Genomic DNA, 19,919 nt, shown 5'->3' on the forward strand with positions numbered 1-19,919 from the left:
TTGTTCGGAGAATACGAGCGTCCACGGGGGGGGGAGATACCCGCGCTTCTTTGTCTGGGAGAACGTCCCCGGGGCATTCTCAAGCAATAAAGGGGCTGATTTTAGAGCCGTGCTTGAGGAAATCGGACAGACCGAAATTCCAATACCTCAACATGGCAAATGGGCAAACGCCGGAATGGTTGAATGCGACGAGTGTCAAATCGCATGGCGCGTCCTCGACGCGCAATATTGGGGAGTGCCCCAACGTCGCCGTAGAATCTTTCTTGTCACGGATTTTGCAGCCGATGACCGACGTGCTGGAGAAATACTATTTGAGCGCGAAGGCGTGTCTGGGAATCCTGCGGAGAGCAAAAGAGCGGGGGAAGGAGCTGCCGGAAGAACTGCGGATTGCGCTCGAACGTCAGGCGAATATATCCCCAAGACAGCAAGGACCCTGACCGCACGTATGGATGGAAGCCCGTGCATCGACCGTGACCCGCAGATCGTCGCGACAAGCGCGCTGGCACCGTGGGACGTGCAAAGCAGACGAATCTATGACGAAAACGGGAAAATGGCGGCACTCTATAGCGGTGAAGGGCGAGGAACGAATAATGGAGCGGTTTTTGTCAGATCCGCAGGATTTATCAGGAAAGCTGCGCCGACCGCAGGGAACATCGGATACGCCGAAGAGGTTGCACCAACCATCATCGCAGAGAAAGAGATGCACGTAGCGATCTATGACATGACACACGCCGATGAAGTCATGCGACCGGTAAAAGACGGCATCGTCCCGACACTCAACGCCCGTATGGGCACGGGCGGGAATCAAGTACCCATAGTACACAGCTACTGCATCGCGGGCAATACGATTGACCGCAAAATCGAGAATGGCGGCAACGGGAAAGGCGTGCTCGAGGAAACATCCTATACGCTGAACACGATTGACCGTCATGCGGCAGTCATGCACTCCATTGTGCGCCGCCTCACGCCAACCGAGTGCGAGCGACTGCAAGGATTGCCTGACGGCTACACCGAGGGCGGGAGCGACACGGCGCGTTATAAGGCGCTGGGGAACGGAATGGCGCAGCCCTGCGCGGACTATGTGATAAGGCGGATTGTGGAGAACACGCAAACAGAGAGGACAAATTATCATGATGGATAATTACGAGGAGTTCCTACGACGGAAAGAGATCACCGTGCCCACCGCAGGAATCAACGTCGAGAACATCGCCATAAGTGACAAGCTATTTGATTTTCAGCGCGACATTGTACTCTGGGCACTGAAAAAAGGGAAAGCGGCGATATTTGCAGGAACGGGACTCGGAAAGACACTCATGCAGCTTGAATGGGCGCGTCACATCGGAGGCACAGTTCTCATCCTTGCGCCGCTCGCCGTGAGCAAGCAGACCATATCCGAGGGGGGGAAGTTCGGGATCACCGTCCATCATTGCCGCTCGCAGGAAGATGTCATAGATGGCGGGATCAACATCACGAACTATGAGCGCATGGATCGTTTCGACTTCTCTCAATTTCTGGGCGTGGTACTGGATGAATCGTCCATCCTCAAGGCACAGGCGGGGAAAATCCGCGCACAGCTCATCGAGTGCTGTCAACAGATTCCATACCGACTCGCGTGCACGGCGACACCCGCGCCAAACGACCTCATGGAGCTATGCAATCACAGCGAGTTCTTGGGGGTTATGTCCTCGAACGAGATGCTTGCCACATTCTTTGTTCATGATGGCGGAGATACAAGCAAATGGAGACTGAAATGCCATGCAGTACAGGGCTTTTGGAGGTGGGTAGCAAGCTGGAGTGTTATGCTCACGAACCCCGCCGATCTCGGATATGATGGCGGACGCTATAACCTCCCGCCGCTGCACATATCACAGCATACCGTTCACACAAAGAGACAACCCGAAGCCCTTTTTGCGATTGAGGCACTGACACTGCAGGAGCGTCAACAGGCGCGGCGGGACAGTGTGCAGGATCGGGCGCAGGAATGCGCCGCGCTTGTAAATGTGGACATGGATCAATGGCTCGTATGGTGCAATCTCAACAGCGAAGCCGATGCACTGAAAGCACTCATCCCCGATGCCGTCGAAATCAGCGGGAGCGATCAGCCGGACGTAAAAGAGCGGGCGGCGGTGGACTTTGCCGCTGGGAGGATTCGCGTCCTCATCAGTAAGCCGCTTATTTTCGGCATGGGACTCAATTTTCAGCGTTGCCATAAAATGGCGTTTGTTGGACTATCGGACAGCTTCGAGCAGTATTATCAATCCGTGCGCCGATGTTGGCGATTCGGGCAGGAGCATCCCGTCGACGTACGCATCATCACAGCGGATACAGAGGGCGCGGTCGTCGAAAACATTCAGCGCAAAGAAAAACAGTTCAAGGAGATGCTGAGTGGAATGATCGCCGTGACGCAGAACATTACGAAGGACAATATCCGATCGACCGCACGGCAGACCATAAAATATAACCCACGGGAGATCATGATACTACCGACATGGCTGATTCCATCAGCGGCATAAGGAGGATAACGTGGAAAATGTAAAAGTACTAGGGCAAGATGCAGGGGAAATGTGGCACATCTATCACGGGGATTGTGTGGAGGTGACGCGAGGATTGCCGGAAAACAGCGTGGACTTCATCGTTTTCTCGCCACCGTTTGAAAGCCTGTATACCTACAGCAACAGCGACAGAGATATGGGAAACTGTCGCAGCAGCTTGGAGTTTGCACGCCATTTCCGTTTTTTAGCAAAGGAACTCTATCGCATCCTCACGCCGGGGCGCTGTATGAGTGTTCACTGTATGGATTTGCCACTCAGCAAGCAACGGGACGGCGTGATCGGACTCCGCGACTTTTCGGGGGCGCTTGTACGCATCTTCGAGCGGGCAGGATTTGTCATGCACACGCCGCGTGTCACTATCCGTAAAGACCCTGTGACCGCCATGCAGCGGACGAAGGCGATCGGACTTTTGTGGAAGCAAGTCAAGAAGGATTCATGCCTTTCACGCATGGGGATTCCGGACTACCTGCTGACATTCCGCAAACCGGGTGACAATCCGAAGCCCGTCCATCATACGAGTGAGGAGTTCCCCGTCAAGCAGTGGCAGCAGTGGGCGGAGTGCGTATGGCATGACATCAATCCATCAAACACGCTGCAGCGGGCGAGTGCGCGGGACGAAGAGGATGAACGGCACATTGCACCGCTTCAGCTGCAGGTCATCGAGCGCGCCGTCACGATGTGGACCAATCCAGGGGATGTTGTATTCACCCCGTTCATGGGCATCGGATCGGAGGCGTATCAGGCGGTCAAGATGGGGCGGCGCGCCATCGGGATTGAGCTGAAGGACTCCTACTACACGCAGAGCGTGAAGAACCTAAAGCGAGCGGAAGCGCAGCAGGTTTCAGAGCAGGCATTATTTGCATAAGGAGGGCATCATGAAGCGTTACTATATATCTCACCCGTTCACGGGAAACGAGGAAGCGAACCTCGCGGACGCAGAGCGCATCCGCGCTGAACTGAAAGCCAGCTATCCGAATATCTGCTTTATGAATCCGCTCGGAATGTTCGGCGATGGCGGCACCACGGACTATTGTACGGCACTCGCTGACGCCATGGAACTCCTATCATGCTGTGAGGCAATCATTCTTTGCCCGGGATGGGAGCGATCCATAGGATGCAGGGCAGAAAAGGCATATGCCATCCACAAGGGCATCAAAATCACATACCTCAATGAGTTCAATGCAGAAACAGCAAAGGAGAAGAATGATGAATGCGGGGCTGACAAACGATGAATTTCGCCGATTACTCAAAAGCGGAGACAAAAGCCGCATGGCGAGTGTAATTGTGACCGTGTATGACCATCCGCAGGATTTCCCGCATGGATACGTCGCTAGAGCGCACATCATCGCGCATGGTGGAAAATCGGCGTATGTGTCGCCGATGATCTACATCGGACGAGAGACGCTTGACGAAGTGCGCGCGGCGATTCCACCGGATATGGTCAAAATGATTCGTCATCCGCAGGATGATCCCGCTATCCTTGAGACGTATATATAAATAGAAAACAAAGCGAGGGAACTTCTCGATATCACGATCAGATTTCTTCTATATAATAGATAAATTTCAATCAAGGGGGCGCAGTCCCCTTTTCCCCTTGATTAAGGAATTAAAACACCGACATATTTATGCAGCAGAGAGGAACGGGGCGGCGTATGTACATGAAATCGAGCTGGATGTCACAGAACAGACGATTTGGCATCATCAAGAAATACTATTCGCATCGTGCGCTTCCCCTTCATCCGGCAACGAGAGAAAAGCGGGCAAAAAAGCAGAACGTCACGAAAGAGACACAAGCTGCCGTGAATCGTCGTCTGCGTGCAGAAAAACTTTCCCGTCTCATCATCGATAATTTTGAAACAGGTGACCTATACATAACGTTGACGTGCCGTGAATTCATGGATGCGGAAATGATCACGAAAGCATTCAATGACGGATTCAAGAGGAGGATCCGCGACATCTACAAAAAAGCGGGCGTTCCTGCCAAGTACATCTCGGTGCTGGAGAATCTAAACGGCGGCGGCCGTCCCCATGCGCATATCCTCTTGCCGGCTGTGCCGATGAAGTGGATAGAGAAAATCAAGGCAGCGTGGCCGCATGGCAACGTGGAAATCAAACTGTTCGGCGGGCATCTGCGGGATGCGGAAAAGATGGCGGATTATTTCACGAAGGAAAAAATCGCAGACCAATCGGGGCGCATTCAACCGAGCAGAAACCTCGTGCGGCGCGAGCCGAAAAAAGAACGGGTGACGCGGGCGGATGCGTATAACCCCGAGCTTGTCGCGCCGAAAGGCTACCGCATCATCAAAGACCTATCCTATCGCACCTATACGGCGGAGGGGTATCCGATATCCATTGCCTACATTGAGCGGATAGAACAGAAAACGCCTTATGGGAATAGACGAGAGGGAAAGGGGTGAGAGCGTGACAGCAAAAGAATATCTCTGGCGCGTTCGTGACGCAGAGCGGGAGCTGAGACAACTGGAGCGGGAATATGCACAAGCGCGTGCGGATATCTTGAACTTGAAAGGGATAGCGTATGACAAAGACAAGGTCGCCGGCGGAAAGCTCGGCGACCTATCGGATGCCGTCGCCGCACTTGACGGATATGCGCAGCGGCTTAATGCGAAATGGGATGCGCTTGTCGCACTGCGTGAAGAAGCGCGAGCACTGATTGAACGAATCACAGATGGGCGTTATCGGCAGGTGCTGATACTGCGCTATCTGGACGGGCTGTCGTGGGAGCAAGTCGCCGTGAACATGGACTATGATTATTATCATGTGCATAAGCTTCACGGCAGAGCACTAAAGATTTTCTCCAAAATTCAAAGTGGATAAAAAAAGACAAACGCATCTGTGCTATAGTATAAGCTGAGAAAAGAGAAGATGCTGAGGCGGATTCTCGGAGGGCACAGCTGCGGCGGTGTCCTTTTTGATTGGTATTTCGTAGAGGTGGGATACATGACGCTGAAGGACTATCTGCGCTGTCGTGCGGCATGGAGCAGGAAGAAAACACAGGCACAGACACAGCATACGCGCAGAGTACGGCAAGGGAGCAGGCCAAAGGAGCAGAGAGGAAGAGGCTGAGGCATCCGCGCTATGCGGGCGAATGTATCAAGCCCCCCCGGTATCACAGGTACTACGGAGAGCCGCGCGTGATACGGGTCTGCGAGTTTCGGGCCTTCTCTGCGTGAAATTGAAAAAAAGGGGTTGACAACGTGACAACATAGGAGGAGGAAGGAGGCGTGTCCAGAGAGAAGCTCTCGCGCGTGCGCGTGACAGAAGAAACTAAATTTATTTTCACCACCGCTGACATCTGCGAGCTCTTTGAAATTTCGCGGGAGACTTTGTCACGTTGGGAGAAAAAAGGCGCGCCGAAAGCAGGGCGCGGGAAATGGAATATCAAGGCACTGATCGAATGGCGATTTGACGGCAAGCATACGGATAGCCCGGAAGTCCGCAAACTCAAAGCAGAAGCGGATTTGAAGGAACTCAAGGCAGCGCAGGAAAAAATAAAACTTGGCGTTACGCAGGATGAATTTGTGCACGTTTTGACTGTGCGAAAAGAACTCACGCGTCTGCTGGCAAATCTCAAGAAAAATTTACTTGCGATGGGGCATCATGTCGCGTCAAATCTGGCATCGCTCGATATGGAGGCGGCAGAAACCGCAAAAAATGAGGTTGACAAACGTGTCAATGAGGCACTGACGGAGATGGCGGAGGGGCGGCTTTACCGTGGCAGAACGAAGAAAAAAACGGAATGAGCTTGCCTATCCTCCGTGGATTATGGACGCGCTCGGCATATTGAAGCCGCCCGAAAGACTCACCGTATCCGAATGGGCGGACAAATACCGCATCCTGTCCGAATTGGACAGCGCCGCGCCGGGGCGGTGGCACACATCGAAAACGCCATATCTCAAGGCGGTCATGGATGCGTTCAACGATGACTTTATCCACGAAATCACATTCTGCGCAGGGACGCAGCTGGGCAAGACCGCCGCTGAGCAGAACATGATCGGCTACGCAATCGCCCAAGACCCCGCGCCAATGCTTGTTGTCTATCCATCGGAGAAGCTCGCGAAATTTACCAGCGAGAAACGCCTGCAGCCGATGATAAAACTATCGCCTGCACTCGCGGAAAAGTTCGATGAGCGCGGGAGCAAAGATCTCGAACTCTCGCTTGGCAATATGTATATTGCCCTCGTCGGCGCAAACAGCCCGTCCGAACTCTCAAGCCGTCCCGTGCGCTATATCTTCTTCGATGAGATCGACAAGTTCCCGAAATGGACAGGCGCGGAGGCGGGGCCGTTGGAACTTGCCGCCGAACGTACAAAGACGTTCTACAACCGCAAGATCGTCAAGGTTTCGACACCGACACTCAAGACGGGGAATATATGGCAGGGGTGGGAGACGGCAGATATCCAATACCGCTATTTTGTCCCGTGCCCGCATTGCGGGGAGATGCAGACGCTCGAATTTTCTCAGATCAAATGGTCGGAGGGCGCGGATGAGACCGAGGCGCGTATGGCGGCGTACTACGAATGCAGGCACTGTCATGAGACGATTGACGATCGTCACAAGCCCGCAATGCTCCGCATGGGGGAATGGCGGGGCGAGACGAAGGCTAAGGGGCGCGCACACAAGGTCGCCTATCATCTCAACTCTATCTATTCACCGTGGCTGACTTTCGGAGACATTGCGGCGAAATTCATATCCAGCAAGGATGAGCCCGCACTGCTCATGAACTTTATCAACTCGTGGCTCGCCGAGCCGTGGGAGGACAAGAGCAGCAAGCTAAAATCCGATGTGGTCATGGAAAAGGCTCTGCCATACGAGCGCGGGCAAATGCCCGAGGAGGCGCAGCTGCTCACCTGCGGGATTGACGTGCAGCTCGATCATTTCTATTTTGCCGTGCGGGCATGGGGCGCGCACATGACATCGTGGCTGGTCGACTGGGGGCGCGTGGAGACATGGGCGGATCTTGAGACGGTCATTAACCGCAACTACGCCGATGTGAACGGCGTCGTACGAAATGTCAATCTTGCGTGTATCGACTCGGGCTATAACACGGACGATGTGTATACGTTCTGCGCCCGGCACATGGACGTGCTTGTGCCGTCGAAAGGATCCAGTCTGCCGATGAAGTCTCGCTATTCGGTGACGATACTGGATAAACAGGCGGCGGGATTCGGTCTGCGTCTCTACGTCATGGACACGAATCAGATGAAAAACTTCATCGCTTCGCGCATGACGATTGACGCGGGGGCGCATGGAAGCTGGAACGTCTACAAGGGCATTGAGCGCGAATACGCAGATCAGATTTGCGCCGAGCAGAGAGTAGAGCAGAAAGACAAGAAGGGGCGCGTCTCCGTGGTCTGGGAAAAGATCAGCTCGCATGCGGCGAATCATCTCCTCGACTGTGAGACGAACAACGCGCTTGCCGCCGAGATCATCGGCGTGCGGTACCTCATGGAAGAGGAACAGGAAAACAGATCGCCGGAGCAGGAAGAAAAAGACAACGACTGGCTTGGCGTGGGGCGGCAGTGGATTTGACGATAGAGCACTTTGCAAATGGCGCAAGGTGCTTTTTTGATGCACCTTTTGAAGGGAGGTGAAACCATTTGGACACACTTGAAACACAGCTTGAGCAGGTACGGGCGGCCATTGCCGAGATTGAGGGCGGGGCGCAGGAGTACAGCATCGCGAATCGGCGGATCACAAAGGCGAATCTTGCGACGCTCTACGCGCGGGAAAATGCCCTAAAGGCGGAGATTGCGCGCAGGGATGGCGGGGATGTGCTCTTTGCCCAAATGGGACGGCTATGATTCCACTGATTGAAAAAGCGATTGCGGCAATCTCGCCGCGCTGGGCGTGCAGTCGCGCCTTTTACGCCGAGAGCCTGCGCGCCTACGAGGCGGGTGAGGTGACGCGGTTCAATGACGGATGGATTCCGATCAACGAGGACACAGAAAACACCGATAAGACGCAGCGCGACCTCATCAAGGCACGGGCGCGGTACCTGGAGCGCAACAGTGACATTGCGGGCGCGGCCGTCGGCGGTATCGTGCGCAACGTGGTCGGGACGGGCATCAAGCCGCAGGCACGCACGGGAGATGAGGCACTCAATCGGCGCATCGAAACGCTATGGCGCGAGTGGACGGCGGCGGAGAACTGCGACATTACCGGACAGCAGACCTTTGAAGAGCTGCAGGCGATGCTTCTTCGGCGAAAGATCGTTGACGGGGAAATCCTCATCAAGAAGGTGGTCGCGCGCAAGAGGCGGCATCCGCTGAAACTACAGGTCATTAAGTCTGACCTGCTCAGCAGCTTTATGATCTACGCGCCAAAGACGAACAATGTCATTCGCTCGGGCGTGGAGCTGGATGATTATTTGCGCCCGCTTGCCTATTGGATTGACCGCAAAAGCCCCGATGGCTATGTGGAGTATAACCCCGACCGCGTTCCCGCTGCGCAGGTCATACACCTCTGGTCGCGCAGTCAGCCTGACCAGATACGCGGCATCTCTGACCTTGCGCCGATCATCAAGCGTCTCAAGGACACGCAGGACTATCTTGATGCGGAGACCATTACTGCGCGCATTGCGGCGTGCTTTTCCGTGTTCGTCACAACGCAGACGGGCGCGCCGAATATGCCGGGGCGCATCGGGGCGAATCGCGGCGATCCGGAGGGGAAACGCCTGAAGAGCATCCGCCCGGGCATGGTGAATTATCTTGCCCCGGGGGAGAGCATCGAGACGGCGAATCCGTCGCGTGGCCTTGCCAATGCGCGGGACTATGTAGCGATACAGGAACGGCTCGCAGGGGCGGGACTAGGGCTTTCCTACGAACTCATGAGCCGCGACTTCAATACGTCGAGCTTTTCAAGTGCGCGTCAGGGGATGCTTGAGGATCGCAAGACCTTTGAGCCGATGCAGGAGTTCATGGCAGCGCATCTTTGTGACCCGATTTATCGGGAATGGATGGATCTCTGCGTCATGGCGGGCAGTCTTGATATCCCCGACTATTTCGAGCACAGGGAAACATATCAGGCGGTTGAGTGGGTTACGCCCGGTTGGTCGTGGATTGATCCGCAAAAGGAAGTGCAGGCAGATATCGCAGCAATCCAAAACGGCGGCAAGACACTCGCGCAATGGTGCGCAGAGCGCGGCTATGACTGGCGCGAACAACTTGAGCAGATGGCACTGGAGAAGGAGACCGCCGAGGCGATGGGACTGAAACTCTCGGTGCATACGCCGATCACGGTGCAGGCGGCGCAGAGCAATCATGTCAATAACACAGATGATGAAAAGGAGGATGCAGATGGGAGTAAGGAACAAGAATGAGCCGCAGCGGCGTGATATCTACACGAACGCTATTGCCATTCGTGAGAAAGAGGATGGCGGCGATGTGAGGCAGGCGGAGCTTTCACTTTCGAGTGAAGAGCCGTGCCGTCGGTGGTTCGGGAACGAGATTCTATCGCACGATGCGGAGGCGGTTGACCTCAGCAGACTGCAGGAGATCGGCGTTGTCCTCTTCAACCATGACCGTGACCGTGTGATCGGGCGCGTGCTTGATGTTCGGCTGGATGAGGTGGCGCGCAAGCTGCGCGCCACGATCCAGTTTGACGAGGACGAAGAGAGCGAGCGCATCTACCAGAAGGTGTGCTCGGGAACGCTGAGGGGGTATCTGTCGGCTATGCAGTCGACGTGTGGGAGAGCGTCGAGGCGGGAGCAAAGAGCAGTAACGGGCGGTTTACGGGGCCGTGTGAGGTGGCGACGCGATGGACGCCATACGAGCTTTCGATTGTGTCCGTACCCGCCGATGCGACGGTAGGAGTTGGACGTAGTTATGTTGAGAATGGAGATGGAAACATGGACGAGCAGAAGAATGAGATTGATGTCAAGGATCAGGAGCGCGAAGTAACGCAGCCTGCGCCCGTGGTAAACGCTGAGGCAGAGCGTCAGGCGGCCGTCGCCGAGGAGCGCGCCCGCGTGCGTGAGATCGGGACGATGTGCCGTCAGTTCGGTGTGGACGATGTGCCATACATCAATGACGGTATGAGCGTCGAGGCTGTTCGCGCAGCAATCCTCGACAAACTGGCACAGGAGCGCAAGGCACAGCCGGTGACGGTGCAGATAGACGAAATGGACAAGTTCCGCGCGGCGGCGACGGATGGGCTTGCTATGCGTGCGGGGATGGCGGTCGAAAACAGCGCGCCGGGGGCGGAGGAGTTCCGTGGAAAGCGCATGATGCGCCTCGCCGCTGAGTGCGTGGAGCGTGAGCTTGGCAAATCGACACACGCCATGGATGACGAAACGATTGTTCGTGAAGCACTGACGGGTACGGGGGCATTCCCAGGGATCCTCTCGAACGTCGCGCATAAGAGTATGGCGCAGGCGTATCAGAGCGCACCGACGACGTATCAGCTCTGGACGGCGCAGGGGAGCAATTCGGACTTCAAGGATGCGACGCGCTACCGTCTGAGTGAAGCGGACACGCTGGAGAAGCTGAACGAGAGCGGTGGGTTTAAGGCGGGCGGCGTCACCGAGGGCGCGGCAAAGACGAGCATCGCAACCTACGGGCGCATGTTTTCCCTGACGCGTCAGGCGATTATCAATGACGACATGGGCGCACTGCAGCAGCTTCCTGCCATTTACGGCGCGGCGGCACGGCGCATGATCAACAAGATGGTCTATAAGATGCTGCAGAGCAATCCGAAAGTGGAGGGCGCGCAGCTCTTCCATGCGGATCACAAGAACCTCTGCGCGGAAGATATCTCAATCGAGGGACTTGCCAAGATGAAAGCGGCGATGGCGAAGCAGAAGAATATCAAGGGGGCAGAGTACCTCAACATTCAGCCTGCCTTCCTCATCTGCCCCGTGGAGCTTGAGGTGCAGGCGGCGCAGCTGATCAGCTCGGTGGTTGACCCGACGAAGGCAAACGCAACGCCGAACCCGTTTGCGAATAAGATGACGGTCATTTCTGAGCCGGAGCTTGAGGATGCGAAAGCGTTCTATCTCGCCGCGGCGGCAGGCATTGCGCCGACGATTGAGGTCACGAGCCTTAACGGCAACCTCACACCGACGATGGAGCGCGCGGAGCAGTTCGACACGCTCGGCATCAAGTGGCGCATCTACATGGATGTCGGCGTCAATCTGCTGGACTATCGCGGCGTTCAGAAGAGCACAGGCAAATAAGGAGGACATGAACCATGGCAAAAGCAGAGTACATCCAGCGCGGTGATAACATCGACTATACGGTGACGGCAAACGTCGCCTATATGGAGATCGTCCCGCTCGTATCGCGCATCGGCGTCGCGCTCGCGGAGATTCCGGAGGGAGAGACGGGGACGTTGACAATCGTCGGGGCGTTTCGGCTCCCTGCATTGACGGAAAAGCTGGACGTCGGTCAGGCGGCCTACTGGGACAAGACGCAGAATGCCGTCACAGGCACATCGGGGGCGAACACCGTTCCCGCCGGCACGGTGATCGCGGCAAAAGAACAGGCGGGCACGTCGGCGCTTGTCCGCATCGGCTGATGGGCTTTAAGGAGCAGGTCGCCGCCGATCTCACGCGCGTCTTTATGAACCCTGAGGAATTTGGCGAACACCATGATCTGGATGGGACGGCGTGCATCTGCGTCGTCTCGGGGGATATGACCGAAAAGCGAAACGCCGTGCTGCATGACGGACGGCGTACGCCTGACGGCCTGCATGGCGACTATTTGACTGTCTGCGTCGAGACGGGCGATTTGCCGCGCATTCCAAAGCAGGGGACAAATTTCAAGGTGGACGGCAAACGCTATACGGTGGATACGTGCACGGAGGATATGGGGATGCTGACCATTACCCTGGGTGCGTTTCGTGCGGGAGGTGGATTCCCATGATTATGGTCGATGACCGTGACTTGCAGAGGGCGGCGAATATGCTCCGGGAGTTCCCCGGGGCGGTCGACCGCGTTTCAAAACGGGCGGTGCGTGCGTCCGTCAAAGATGTGAAGCGAGAAGCCATCGAAAAAGCTACGCAGATATATACGATTTCAAAAGGGCGGCTTTCTGGGACGATGAAAGTCACCTACACGAGCTTTGGACACGGTGCAATTTTCTCGTCGAAGGGGCGTTTGCAAGACCTCATCTATTACAAGCACAACCCAAGCGGGAGGCGCGTGCCGAAGAAACGGCCACCAAAAGGGAGATACCTTTATAGCGAGGTTATTCGGGGACAGGGCGGGACACTTGCACATGGTTTTCTTGCACGAATGAAGAGCGGACATGTCGGTATATTTGAGCGTGAAGACGGTAACAAGTCAATGCCGATTAAGCAGTATAAATCGCCATCTGTACCGCATATGCTTGAAAATAGATATGTGAGAAACTATGTAGAGGAGCATATCCGTGACCGTCTTTCGGGCGCAGTCGATCGCGAGGTCAATAGCTTCTTGGCGAGGTATGGACGATGATACCTGCAATGCTTGTGAGTGCCGTCTGCCGTGAGGTCGAAGCGGCGACGGCGAATTATCGGATGAAAGCAGAGGGACAGGCAGATAAGAAAGTCTCCGTCTATGCGCAGCACATTCCGGATGATGAATTTAAGGACGACACGTACTATCCGCTCGTTGTTGTCAGCTGGCAGAAGACGGAGGATGTGACAGAGCCCGATAAACTCGGTGCAGAGGCAGTGATCGGGCTGACGTTCGGCGTATACGGCGAGGATAAAGAGGCGTGGCGTGACCTGCTCTCCATCATGGAGCGGGTGCGCCAACGCCTTTTGATCTTCCGCAAGCTCGACAATAGATTCCGCATCGTACTGCCGACGAAGTTTGAGACGATTGAAAATCAACCGTATCCGTATTGGTTTGGCTATGCGACGCTCACCTATACCGTTGCACAGCCGAATGAACAGATGGCGGCGGATTGGCATCGGATAGAAAGGGATGAATGACATGAGTGATGAGGATAAGAAGATCACGGGAGAACTGCCGGCGGCAAAGCCCGTGAAAGCCGAAAAGCAGAATCCACCGATTCTGACGAAAGAGGAGACAAAGGAGGACAAAGCAGAGTGTTATGTCTACATCGGCGCGAACCGCCTCACCGACGGGCTGAAATGCAACACAGTCTATCGGGGGTATCCGAAAGAGCTGGTGGAACAGGCGGGAGCAAAGTACGCGAACATTGCGCGGCTCTTTGTCCCTATAGAGCAGCTGGAAAAGGCACGGGGAGAGGTCAGGCGCAAGGGCACACCGCTGTACTTGGCATGGGCTGAGATGGAAAAGGAGGTCTAAGCATGGAATATAAACATGGCGTATATACGAGAGAACAGGCAACGAGCCTCGTTCCCATGACCGCGACAAGCGGCGGGCTGGTCGTCGCGTTCGGCACGGCACCGATTCATCTGACACAGACTGCGGCAGCGGTGAATACGCCCGTTCTCTGCTATTCCTACAAGGAAGCAGTCGCAGTGTTCGGGTATTCGGAGGACTGGGAGAACTACACGCTCGCCGAGGTGATCAAAACGCATTTCGCGCTCTTCAACATGGCACCGCTTGTGCTGGTCAATGTCCTTGACCCCGAAAAGCACAAAAAGAGCGTGAAGGATAAGCAGGTGGATGTGAAAGGCGGCATCGTCACGGTGGCGGATCCTGTTGTGCTCTCCACGCTTGAGGTAAAACTCACGGCGGAACATCAAAAGCTCGTGCTGAATACGGATTATACGGCGGCATACGATGCGGCGGGGCAGGTCGTCATTACGCCGATGGATGGCGGCGGTATTCCGAGCGGGACGGCGAATCTCTGTCTCAGCTACACGGCTCTTAATCCGGCAGCGGTGAAGGCAGTGGATATCATCGGCGGCGTGAATGCAGCGACGAACCGCACCGAGGGGCTTGAGCTGATCGATGAGGTGTTCCCGCGCTTTGGGCTTGTCCCCGGCATCATCATCGCGCCGGGCTGGTCGCATGATGTGAATGTGGCGGCGGTCATGCGGGCGAAGGAACACAACATCTGTGGACATTTCAACGCTATTTCCATCTGCGACATTCCGTCGGATGAGGTCAAAACATACACCGCTGCGAGCAAGTGGAAGAACGAGAAGAGCACTGCGGATAAGGACTGCATTCTCTGTTGGCCGTTGGTAAAGCAGGGCAAGGAGAAATATCACCTCTCCGCGCAGATTGCTTCTCTCATGAACCGCATTGACAGCGAGCATGACGATATCCCGTATTATTCGCCGTCGAATAAGTCCATTCAGGCGGATGGCGCGTGCCTTGCCGACGGGACGGAGGTTTTCCTGAACGCTGCGCAGGCGGCATATCTCAACGGGCAGGGCGTTGTGACAGCACTCAACTATATCGGAGGATGGAAGAGCTGGGGCAACCGCACGGCGGCGTACCCGTCGAATACGGACGTGAAGGACAACTTCATCAACAACCGCCGCATGTTCAACTGGGTGGGGAATACCCTTGTCACGACATTCTGGAGCAAGATTGATGAGCCGACGAATAAGCGTCTCATTGAGACGGTCGTTGACAGCGCAAACATCTGGCTGAATGGTCTCACGGCAAAAGGAGCGCTCCTTGGCGGCCGCGTGGAGTTCCGCGAAGATGAGAATACGACGACGGAGCTCATGGATGGGATCATCCGCTTCCACGTCTATCTTACGCCTGCTGCGCCCGCGCGAGATATTGAGTTCGTCATGGAATACGACCCGGGCTACATCTCGGCGCTGTTTTCCTAAGGGGAGGGGATAGCACATGAAGAAAAAGAAGTTTTCGTTTGACCTGCAGCGTTTCGCAGGCGTGAACACCGTTCGCGACAAGCTCGTCAACTTCGAGGTGTTCAAGGGCGGCAATCGCAAGCTCGGCATGGCGGATGTGACGCTGCCGGAAATCAACTATAAGACCGCGACCATCTCCGGCGCGGGCATCGGCGGCGAGATCGAGATGCCAACGCCGGGGCAGACGGAGAGCATGGAGACGGAGATCAGCTGGCGCACCATCAACGAGGACGTGACCGAGCTCCTCGCCATGCGCTCGCATGACCTTGAGTTTCGCGGGGCGAACGAGCAGTATGACGCTGCGACAGGCGAGATCAAGGTACAGGCGGTCAAGGTCAACATTCGCGGACTGCCGAAAAAGGGAAGTCTCGGCGCACTCAAGCCCGCCGATCATACAGACAGTAAGAACACGCTCGAAGTGACCTATCTCAAGATCACCATCGACGGCAAGCGCAAGGTCGAGATCGACAAGCTCAACTATATCCACTTCGTCGACGGCGTGGACTATCTCGCCGACGTGCGCAAGGCTCTGGGACTGTAAACGAGAAAAGCACCTTCCATGTGACGAAGGTGCTTTTTCTATACGTTTTTAGGAGGATATGACATGGACAAGAAAGAGAATATAGAGGTCATCGAGGAGAAGAAGGAACTCGATTTCACGGAGCTCGAAAACCGTCTGGATGAGCTGGATTCCAATGCGTTCATCAACGCAGAACGCGCCTGCCGCATGACGGGTGATCCGACGCCCGACATCGTCTATAGCGCGAATTTCCGCGCGCGGCTCGCGGCGACGGCGATGGGTGTTCCGTTCGAGGAGATCCGCAAGCTGAAGCTGCGCACCTATACGGCGGTCATTACAAGGACGCTGAATTTTTTATTGCAGTCTTTGGGCGAGGAGCTGACCCGGCGCAACAGCTGAGGGAGATCATCTTTGCCCTGCGCAAGGCGGGCTCTCTGGACTACTGGCAGAGGCAGACACTCAGAGAGCTGCGTCGCTGGATGGATGTGATCGAGGAGGAGAAACGACGCAAATAAAAAGGCAGCGACATAAGCCGCTGCCTCTGCGTTGCTATGGGGAGCTTGTCATCTTTTAAGGACGCCGCGAACGGCAAAGGGAATATTGAGAAGCCGAAGGAGAAAATCAAGAAGAACGATGAATACTTCAACAGCCGCAAGTAAGAGATGAACGAAAACGAATACTGCTAATGCAATGATGACCATACAAATGAAAAAGACAATGGGATTTTCAAGCATTGGGATCACTCTCCTTGTCGTATTTGATAAATCTATTATAGCAGAAAGGGGGGGATTTTGTGGCAGCGGGGAAAATATTTGCTATCTCGTTTGCGATCGGCGCGGTGATGAACGCATCGTTTGGGACGGCGATGAATCGCAGTTCTCTTGCCATGCAGCAGCTGAGCGACAACACACGCTTTCTGAATGCAGAGCAGCAACGTCTCGAGCGGGCTTGGCAGGCATCACAGGGACAGGTAAAGGCATACGCACGCGAGATTGACCGTATCCGGCAGCAATACGACGCGGGAAAAATCTCACAGAGTCAGTATCAATCGGCGATGGAACGCGCACAGCAGGGAATGCGCACAGCGGGCATGAGTGCTGATGAGTACCGCTCGCATCTCGCCCGTCTACGTCAAGAGATGGCGCAGACGAAAGCATCTGCCGATCAGCTGCGGAATGCGCAGGCAGCGAAAGCGGCGGCAGGGGAGAATTTCGCCAATGCAAAAGCGGGATTCGGGAATGCCGTTGCTATGGCGGGGATGGTAGCCGCACCGATCTATGGCGTTGTTGAGACGGCGGCAAAGTTCGAGGCCGCTATGTCGAAAGTGCAGGCAATCACGCGCGCCAATACAGATGAGATCGGGCGACTCACAGCAGAGGCACGCCGCCTCGGTGAGACGACGCAGTTCACGGCGCAGCAGTCGGCGGAGGCGATGAGCTATCTCGGTATGGCCGGATGGAATACAGAGCAGATCATCGCAGGTATGCCCGGACTGCTCGCCCTCGCCGCCGCCGGAGGAACAGACCTCGCACGCACGGCGGATATCGTCTCCGACGACCTCACGGCGTTCGGCCTTGCGGCGGATCAGGCATCGCACATGGCGGATGTGTTCGCCGTCACGGCGACGCGCACGAATACTAATGTCGAGATGATCGGCGAGACGATGAAATATGCCGCACCTGTTGCGCGCGCCTATGGTGCGACGATGGAGGAGACGGCGGCGCTCACGGGCATCATGGCGAATGCGGGCGTCAAGGCGTCGCAGGCAGGTACCGCCTTGCGTGCGGGATTCATGCGACTTGCGGGCCCGCCGAAGAAGGCAAGCAAGGCAATGCAGGAGCTCGGCATATCGCTGTCGGACGTATCCGCGCAGCATCAGGAGGCATCGGCGGCATTAGCCTCGCTCGGCATCAACATGGACAACATCGCCGGGGAAGGCTCGCACAAAATGGTTGCCGTATTACAGGAACTGCGTACGAAAATGCAGGGGCTGACCAGTGAAGAGAAACTTGCCTATATGCAGATGATCTTCGGCACAGAGGCGGCGACGGGCTGGCTGAATGTGCTGGATGCGGGTCCCGAGGTGTTTAATGACCTCGTATCGCAGATGGAACACTGCGACGGCGAAGCCGAAAAGATGGCGGCGGTCATGATGGATAATGCGAAGGGTGCCATTGTCCAGCTCCAATCCGCCGTAGAGGGCGCTGCAATCTCCATTGGGACGCTCTTTCTGCCTTATGTTGCTGATGCGGCGAAATGGGGTGCAAATGCGGCGGCGGGCCTCTCCGCATGGGTCAAAGAACATGAGGGGCTGACGAAAGCTGCTGTTGAGACAGGGGCGGCAATTGCCGCTCTTATTGTAGCGGTGAAGGGATTTCAACTCGCCTCGGCAGTGTATAACTATGCGGCGGCATCCATGCGGCTCTATCTGTTGACAACGAGGGAGACAGCTATAGCGCAGCGGCTATTGACCATGGCAACGTGGGCACAGGCGCGGGCGATGGCGGCAGTCAATGCGGCGTCCAGTGCAGGAACGTATCGTGCGCTTGGCGCGCAGATTGCGGCAACCTATACAAGGCTGCGGGCGATTACGTGGGCGAATGTCGGGAATGCCATACGTACGGGGGTAATGATCGGTGTCAATGGCGCACAGGTTGCGTTTGCCCGTATCGTCGTATTCGCACAGGCGGCACGCACGGTAACGATGAGCGCAACGCTGGCAATCGTTGAGAGCGCAAAAGCGGCGGGTCTTGCCATGCTGAACATGATACGGAATTTCAGTATGACTGCCGTACTTGGAAAGGCAGGAGCGGCATTCCGCATGCTCGGGACGGCGATCCTATCCGTTGGCAGAGCGTCGATGGCGATGATGTTTTCCCCGTTGGGCGTCGCCCTTATGGCGATTGCGGCGGCCGCGTATCTCATCTACGCCAATTGGGATAAGGTGGGGCCGTTCTTCGTGCAGCTATGGACACGGATCCAGACGGCGTGTGCGAGTGCATGGGCATCGATGCAGCCGGTATTTGACCGCCTGAGGGCGGCACTTTCCACGCTTGCGGATACAGTGGCACCGCGCATCATGGCAATCGGCGCAGCGTTTATGGCGGCGTTCGCTCAGGTGAGTGCAGCATTTGCAGAGCACAGTGAGACGTTTGACACGATCATCAGCATTGGCATGATGGTCGCAGAGATTTTTGGCAGTGTTATTATCGCCGCAATTATCACGTTTGCGAATATAGCCGTCGGTGTCATCACAACGACGATTGGTATCATCGTAGATATCATCAACGGGCTTGTCGGCGTGCTTACGGGGATTATCACCTTTATCACGGGCGTGTTCGCGGGGGATTGGACAACCGCATGGACGGGCATCGTGGAGATATTCAGCAGTATCTTTGGGACACTGGCGAATGTCGCGGGCAGGATCCTCGGCGGAATAAAGAACACTGTGACGGGCATCATCAAGGATGTGAAAGACTTCGTCAGCAGTGATGGTGGAGGCGGCGGACAGGAAATCGCCGCGAATGCGCGCGGCGGTATCTATCGCAAGGGCGCGTTCCTTACGACCTTCGCAGAGGACAGCGCCGAGGCGGCGATTCCGCTGGACGGCTCGCCGCGTGCGATCGGGCTTTGGCGCAAGGCGGGCGAAATCCTCGGTGTCGGAAAAGACGCGGGCGACATATCTCTTTCCATTGTCGGGCGCGGCGGGGGAGAACCTGCCATGAGTGTGCCGCCGATTTCGATTACACTGAATTTCAACGGGGATACTGCGCCGGAGAAGGTCAAACAAGCGGTGATGGATGCAGGACGGCAGGTACAGCGCACGTTTGCCGAGCAGATGGAAAACTATCGACGTGAGAGGGGGCGTCTGGCTTTTGGTTGACACATATACAACGCGCAGCGGCGATACATGGGATCTTATCGCCTACGAACAGATGGGGGATTGTCGCTATGTTGACCTGCTGATAGACGCCAATCGCGCCCATGTGCATACGGGGATTTTTGCGGCAGGGACGGTGCTGGCTATTCCGCCAATTCCGATAGACGGGCGCACAAAGAATCTGCCGCCGTGGAGGAGGTAG

The 19,919-nt window shown here is 55.9% G+C and carries 23 protein-coding genes and 1 pseudogene; all 24 read left to right on the top strand.

Annotated elements, in window-relative coordinates:
- Nucleotides 1-100: 100 nt before the first annotated feature.
- Nucleotides 101-208: pseudogene (locus AXE86_RS13465) on the top strand (hypothetical protein); the annotation flags it as partial.
- Between the two features lie 237 nt (nucleotides 209-445).
- Nucleotides 446-1,141, top strand: a complete 696-nt coding sequence (locus AXE86_RS13225; protein WP_061945561.1) for a DNA cytosine methyltransferase — start codon at nucleotides 446-448, stop codon at nucleotides 1,139-1,141.
- Nucleotides 1,131-2,513 (top strand): helicase-related protein, encoded by a 1,383-nt coding sequence (locus tag AXE86_RS05960; protein ID WP_198145241.1) that lies wholly within the window; start codon nucleotides 1,131-1,133, stop codon nucleotides 2,511-2,513. The genes AXE86_RS13225 and AXE86_RS05960 overlap by 11 nt, the downstream gene beginning before the upstream one ends.
- 10 nt (nucleotides 2,514-2,523) lie before the next feature.
- Entirely contained in the window at nucleotides 2,524-3,417 is an 894-nt protein-coding gene (locus tag AXE86_RS05965; RefSeq protein ID WP_232294842.1) for a DNA-methyltransferase, read from the top strand.
- Between the two features lie 10 nt (nucleotides 3,418-3,427).
- Nucleotides 3,428-3,784 (top strand): DUF4406 domain-containing protein, encoded by a 357-nt coding sequence (locus AXE86_RS05970; RefSeq protein ID WP_061945565.1) that lies wholly within the window; start codon nucleotides 3,428-3,430, stop codon nucleotides 3,782-3,784.
- 37 nt (nucleotides 3,785-3,821) lie between these two features.
- Entirely contained in the window at nucleotides 3,822-4,049 is a 228-nt protein-coding gene (locus AXE86_RS05975) for a hypothetical protein (RefSeq protein WP_157064421.1), read from the top strand.
- Nucleotides 4,050-4,225: 176 nt separating this feature from the next.
- Nucleotides 4,226-4,969 (top strand): rolling circle replication-associated protein, encoded by a 744-nt coding sequence (locus AXE86_RS05980; protein WP_198145242.1) that lies wholly within the window; start codon nucleotides 4,226-4,228, stop codon nucleotides 4,967-4,969.
- Between the two features lie 4 nt (nucleotides 4,970-4,973).
- Nucleotides 4,974-5,387, top strand: coding sequence for a DUF1492 domain-containing protein (locus tag AXE86_RS05985; protein ID WP_061946956.1), 414 nt, complete (start codon nucleotides 4,974-4,976; stop codon nucleotides 5,385-5,387).
- Between the two features lie 48 nt (nucleotides 5,388-5,435).
- On the top strand, nucleotides 5,436-5,636 hold the full coding sequence (locus tag AXE86_RS12710; RefSeq protein WP_157064423.1) for a hypothetical protein: 201 nt from the start codon (nucleotides 5,436-5,438) through the stop codon (nucleotides 5,634-5,636).
- Nucleotides 5,637-5,794: 158 nt separating this feature from the next.
- Nucleotides 5,795-6,313, top strand: a complete 519-nt coding sequence (locus AXE86_RS05990) for a hypothetical protein (protein ID WP_061945571.1) — start codon at nucleotides 5,795-5,797, stop codon at nucleotides 6,311-6,313.
- The gene (locus AXE86_RS05995; RefSeq protein ID WP_157064424.1) at nucleotides 6,285-8,102 is read left to right on the top strand and encodes a phage terminase large subunit family protein; all 1,818 of its coding nucleotides are present in this window, start codon (nucleotides 6,285-6,287) and stop codon (nucleotides 8,100-8,102) included. The genes AXE86_RS05990 and AXE86_RS05995 overlap by 29 nt, the downstream gene beginning before the upstream one ends.
- A gap of 68 nt (nucleotides 8,103-8,170) precedes the next feature.
- A complete protein-coding gene (locus AXE86_RS06000; protein ID WP_061945575.1) occupies nucleotides 8,171-8,374 on the top strand; it encodes a hypothetical protein in 204 nt (67 codons plus the stop codon).
- Nucleotides 8,371-9,891 (top strand): phage portal protein, encoded by a 1,521-nt coding sequence (locus tag AXE86_RS06005; protein WP_061945577.1) that lies wholly within the window; start codon nucleotides 8,371-8,373, stop codon nucleotides 9,889-9,891. The genes AXE86_RS06000 and AXE86_RS06005 overlap by 4 nt, the downstream gene beginning before the upstream one ends.
- Before the next feature lie 363 nt (nucleotides 9,892-10,254).
- Nucleotides 10,255-11,745 (top strand): phage major capsid protein, encoded by a 1,491-nt coding sequence (locus AXE86_RS06015; RefSeq protein WP_335338512.1) that lies wholly within the window; start codon nucleotides 10,255-10,257, stop codon nucleotides 11,743-11,745.
- A gap of 14 nt (nucleotides 11,746-11,759) precedes the next feature.
- Nucleotides 11,760-12,086, top strand: a complete 327-nt coding sequence (locus tag AXE86_RS06020) for a DUF2190 family protein (RefSeq protein ID WP_061945583.1) — start codon at nucleotides 11,760-11,762, stop codon at nucleotides 12,084-12,086.
- Nucleotides 12,086-12,433 (top strand): hypothetical protein, encoded by a 348-nt coding sequence (locus tag AXE86_RS06025; RefSeq protein WP_061945585.1) that lies wholly within the window; start codon nucleotides 12,086-12,088, stop codon nucleotides 12,431-12,433. The genes AXE86_RS06020 and AXE86_RS06025 overlap by 1 nt, the downstream gene beginning before the upstream one ends.
- Entirely contained in the window at nucleotides 12,430-13,005 is a 576-nt protein-coding gene (locus AXE86_RS06030; RefSeq protein WP_061945586.1) for a phage tail protein, read from the top strand. The genes AXE86_RS06025 and AXE86_RS06030 overlap by 4 nt, the downstream gene beginning before the upstream one ends.
- Nucleotides 13,002-13,487: a hypothetical protein gene (locus tag AXE86_RS06035; protein WP_061945588.1), complete on the top strand. Its 486-nt coding sequence runs from the start codon at nucleotides 13,002-13,004 to the stop codon at nucleotides 13,485-13,487. The genes AXE86_RS06030 and AXE86_RS06035 overlap by 4 nt, the downstream gene beginning before the upstream one ends.
- A gap of 1 nt (nucleotide 13,488) precedes the next feature.
- On the top strand, nucleotides 13,489-13,827 hold the full coding sequence (locus tag AXE86_RS06040) for a hypothetical protein (protein WP_039980878.1): 339 nt from the start codon (nucleotides 13,489-13,491) through the stop codon (nucleotides 13,825-13,827).
- A gap of 2 nt (nucleotides 13,828-13,829) precedes the next feature.
- Nucleotides 13,830-15,278, top strand: coding sequence for a phage tail sheath family protein (locus AXE86_RS06045; protein ID WP_061945590.1), 1,449 nt, complete (start codon nucleotides 13,830-13,832; stop codon nucleotides 15,276-15,278).
- A 16-nt stretch (nucleotides 15,279-15,294) separates the two neighbouring features.
- Nucleotides 15,295-15,858, top strand: coding sequence for a phage major tail tube protein (locus AXE86_RS06050; protein ID WP_061945592.1), 564 nt, complete (start codon nucleotides 15,295-15,297; stop codon nucleotides 15,856-15,858).
- 63 nt (nucleotides 15,859-15,921) lie between these two features.
- Nucleotides 15,922-16,236, top strand: a complete 315-nt coding sequence (locus tag AXE86_RS06055; protein ID WP_061945594.1) for a hypothetical protein — start codon at nucleotides 15,922-15,924, stop codon at nucleotides 16,234-16,236.
- Nucleotides 16,237-16,630: 394 nt separating this feature from the next.
- A complete protein-coding gene (locus AXE86_RS06060) occupies nucleotides 16,631-19,720 on the top strand; it encodes a phage tail tape measure protein (RefSeq protein ID WP_061945596.1) in 3,090 nt (1,029 codons plus the stop codon).
- Nucleotides 19,713-19,919, top strand: coding sequence for a tail protein X (locus tag AXE86_RS06065; RefSeq protein ID WP_009442506.1), 207 nt, complete (start codon nucleotides 19,713-19,715; stop codon nucleotides 19,917-19,919). Before AXE86_RS06060 ends, AXE86_RS06065 begins: the two co-directional genes overlap by 8 nt.

It is taken from the genome of Selenomonas sp. oral taxon 136 (genome assembly GCF_001554015.1).
Lineage (GTDB): Bacteria > Bacillota > Negativicutes > Selenomonadales > Selenomonadaceae > Centipeda > Centipeda felix.

Bases quoted from the DNA above. Each gene is read 5' to 3' on its own strand.
- AXE86_RS13225 (WP_061945561.1), top strand. From the start codon at position 446: ATGGATGGAAGCCCGTGCATCGACCGTGACCCGCAGATCGTCGCGACA.
- AXE86_RS05960 (WP_198145241.1), top strand. From the start codon at position 1,131: ATGATGGATAATTACGAGGAGTTCCTACGACGGAAAGAGATCACCGTG.
- AXE86_RS05970 (WP_061945565.1), top strand. From the start codon at position 3,428: ATGAAGCGTTACTATATATCTCACCCGTTCACGGGAAACGAGGAAGCG.
- AXE86_RS05975 (WP_157064421.1), top strand. From the start codon at position 3,822: ATGGCGAGTGTAATTGTGACCGTGTATGACCATCCGCAGGATTTCCCG.
- AXE86_RS05980 (WP_198145242.1), top strand. From the start codon at position 4,226: ATGTCACAGAACAGACGATTTGGCATCATCAAGAAATACTATTCGCAT.
- AXE86_RS12710 (WP_157064423.1), top strand. From the start codon at position 5,436: ATGCTGAGGCGGATTCTCGGAGGGCACAGCTGCGGCGGTGTCCTTTTT.
- AXE86_RS06005 (WP_061945577.1), top strand. From the start codon at position 8,371: ATGATTCCACTGATTGAAAAAGCGATTGCGGCAATCTCGCCGCGCTGG.
- AXE86_RS06020 (WP_061945583.1), top strand. From the start codon at position 11,760: ATGGCAAAAGCAGAGTACATCCAGCGCGGTGATAACATCGACTATACG.
- AXE86_RS06025 (WP_061945585.1), top strand. From the start codon at position 12,086: ATGGGCTTTAAGGAGCAGGTCGCCGCCGATCTCACGCGCGTCTTTATG.
- AXE86_RS06030 (WP_061945586.1), top strand. From the start codon at position 12,430: ATGATTATGGTCGATGACCGTGACTTGCAGAGGGCGGCGAATATGCTC.
- AXE86_RS06035 (WP_061945588.1), top strand. From the start codon at position 13,002: ATGATACCTGCAATGCTTGTGAGTGCCGTCTGCCGTGAGGTCGAAGCG.
- AXE86_RS06040 (WP_039980878.1), top strand. From the start codon at position 13,489: ATGAGTGATGAGGATAAGAAGATCACGGGAGAACTGCCGGCGGCAAAG.
- AXE86_RS06045 (WP_061945590.1), top strand. From the start codon at position 13,830: ATGGAATATAAACATGGCGTATATACGAGAGAACAGGCAACGAGCCTC.
- AXE86_RS06050 (WP_061945592.1), top strand. From the start codon at position 15,295: ATGAAGAAAAAGAAGTTTTCGTTTGACCTGCAGCGTTTCGCAGGCGTG.
- AXE86_RS06055 (WP_061945594.1), top strand. From the start codon at position 15,922: ATGGACAAGAAAGAGAATATAGAGGTCATCGAGGAGAAGAAGGAACTC.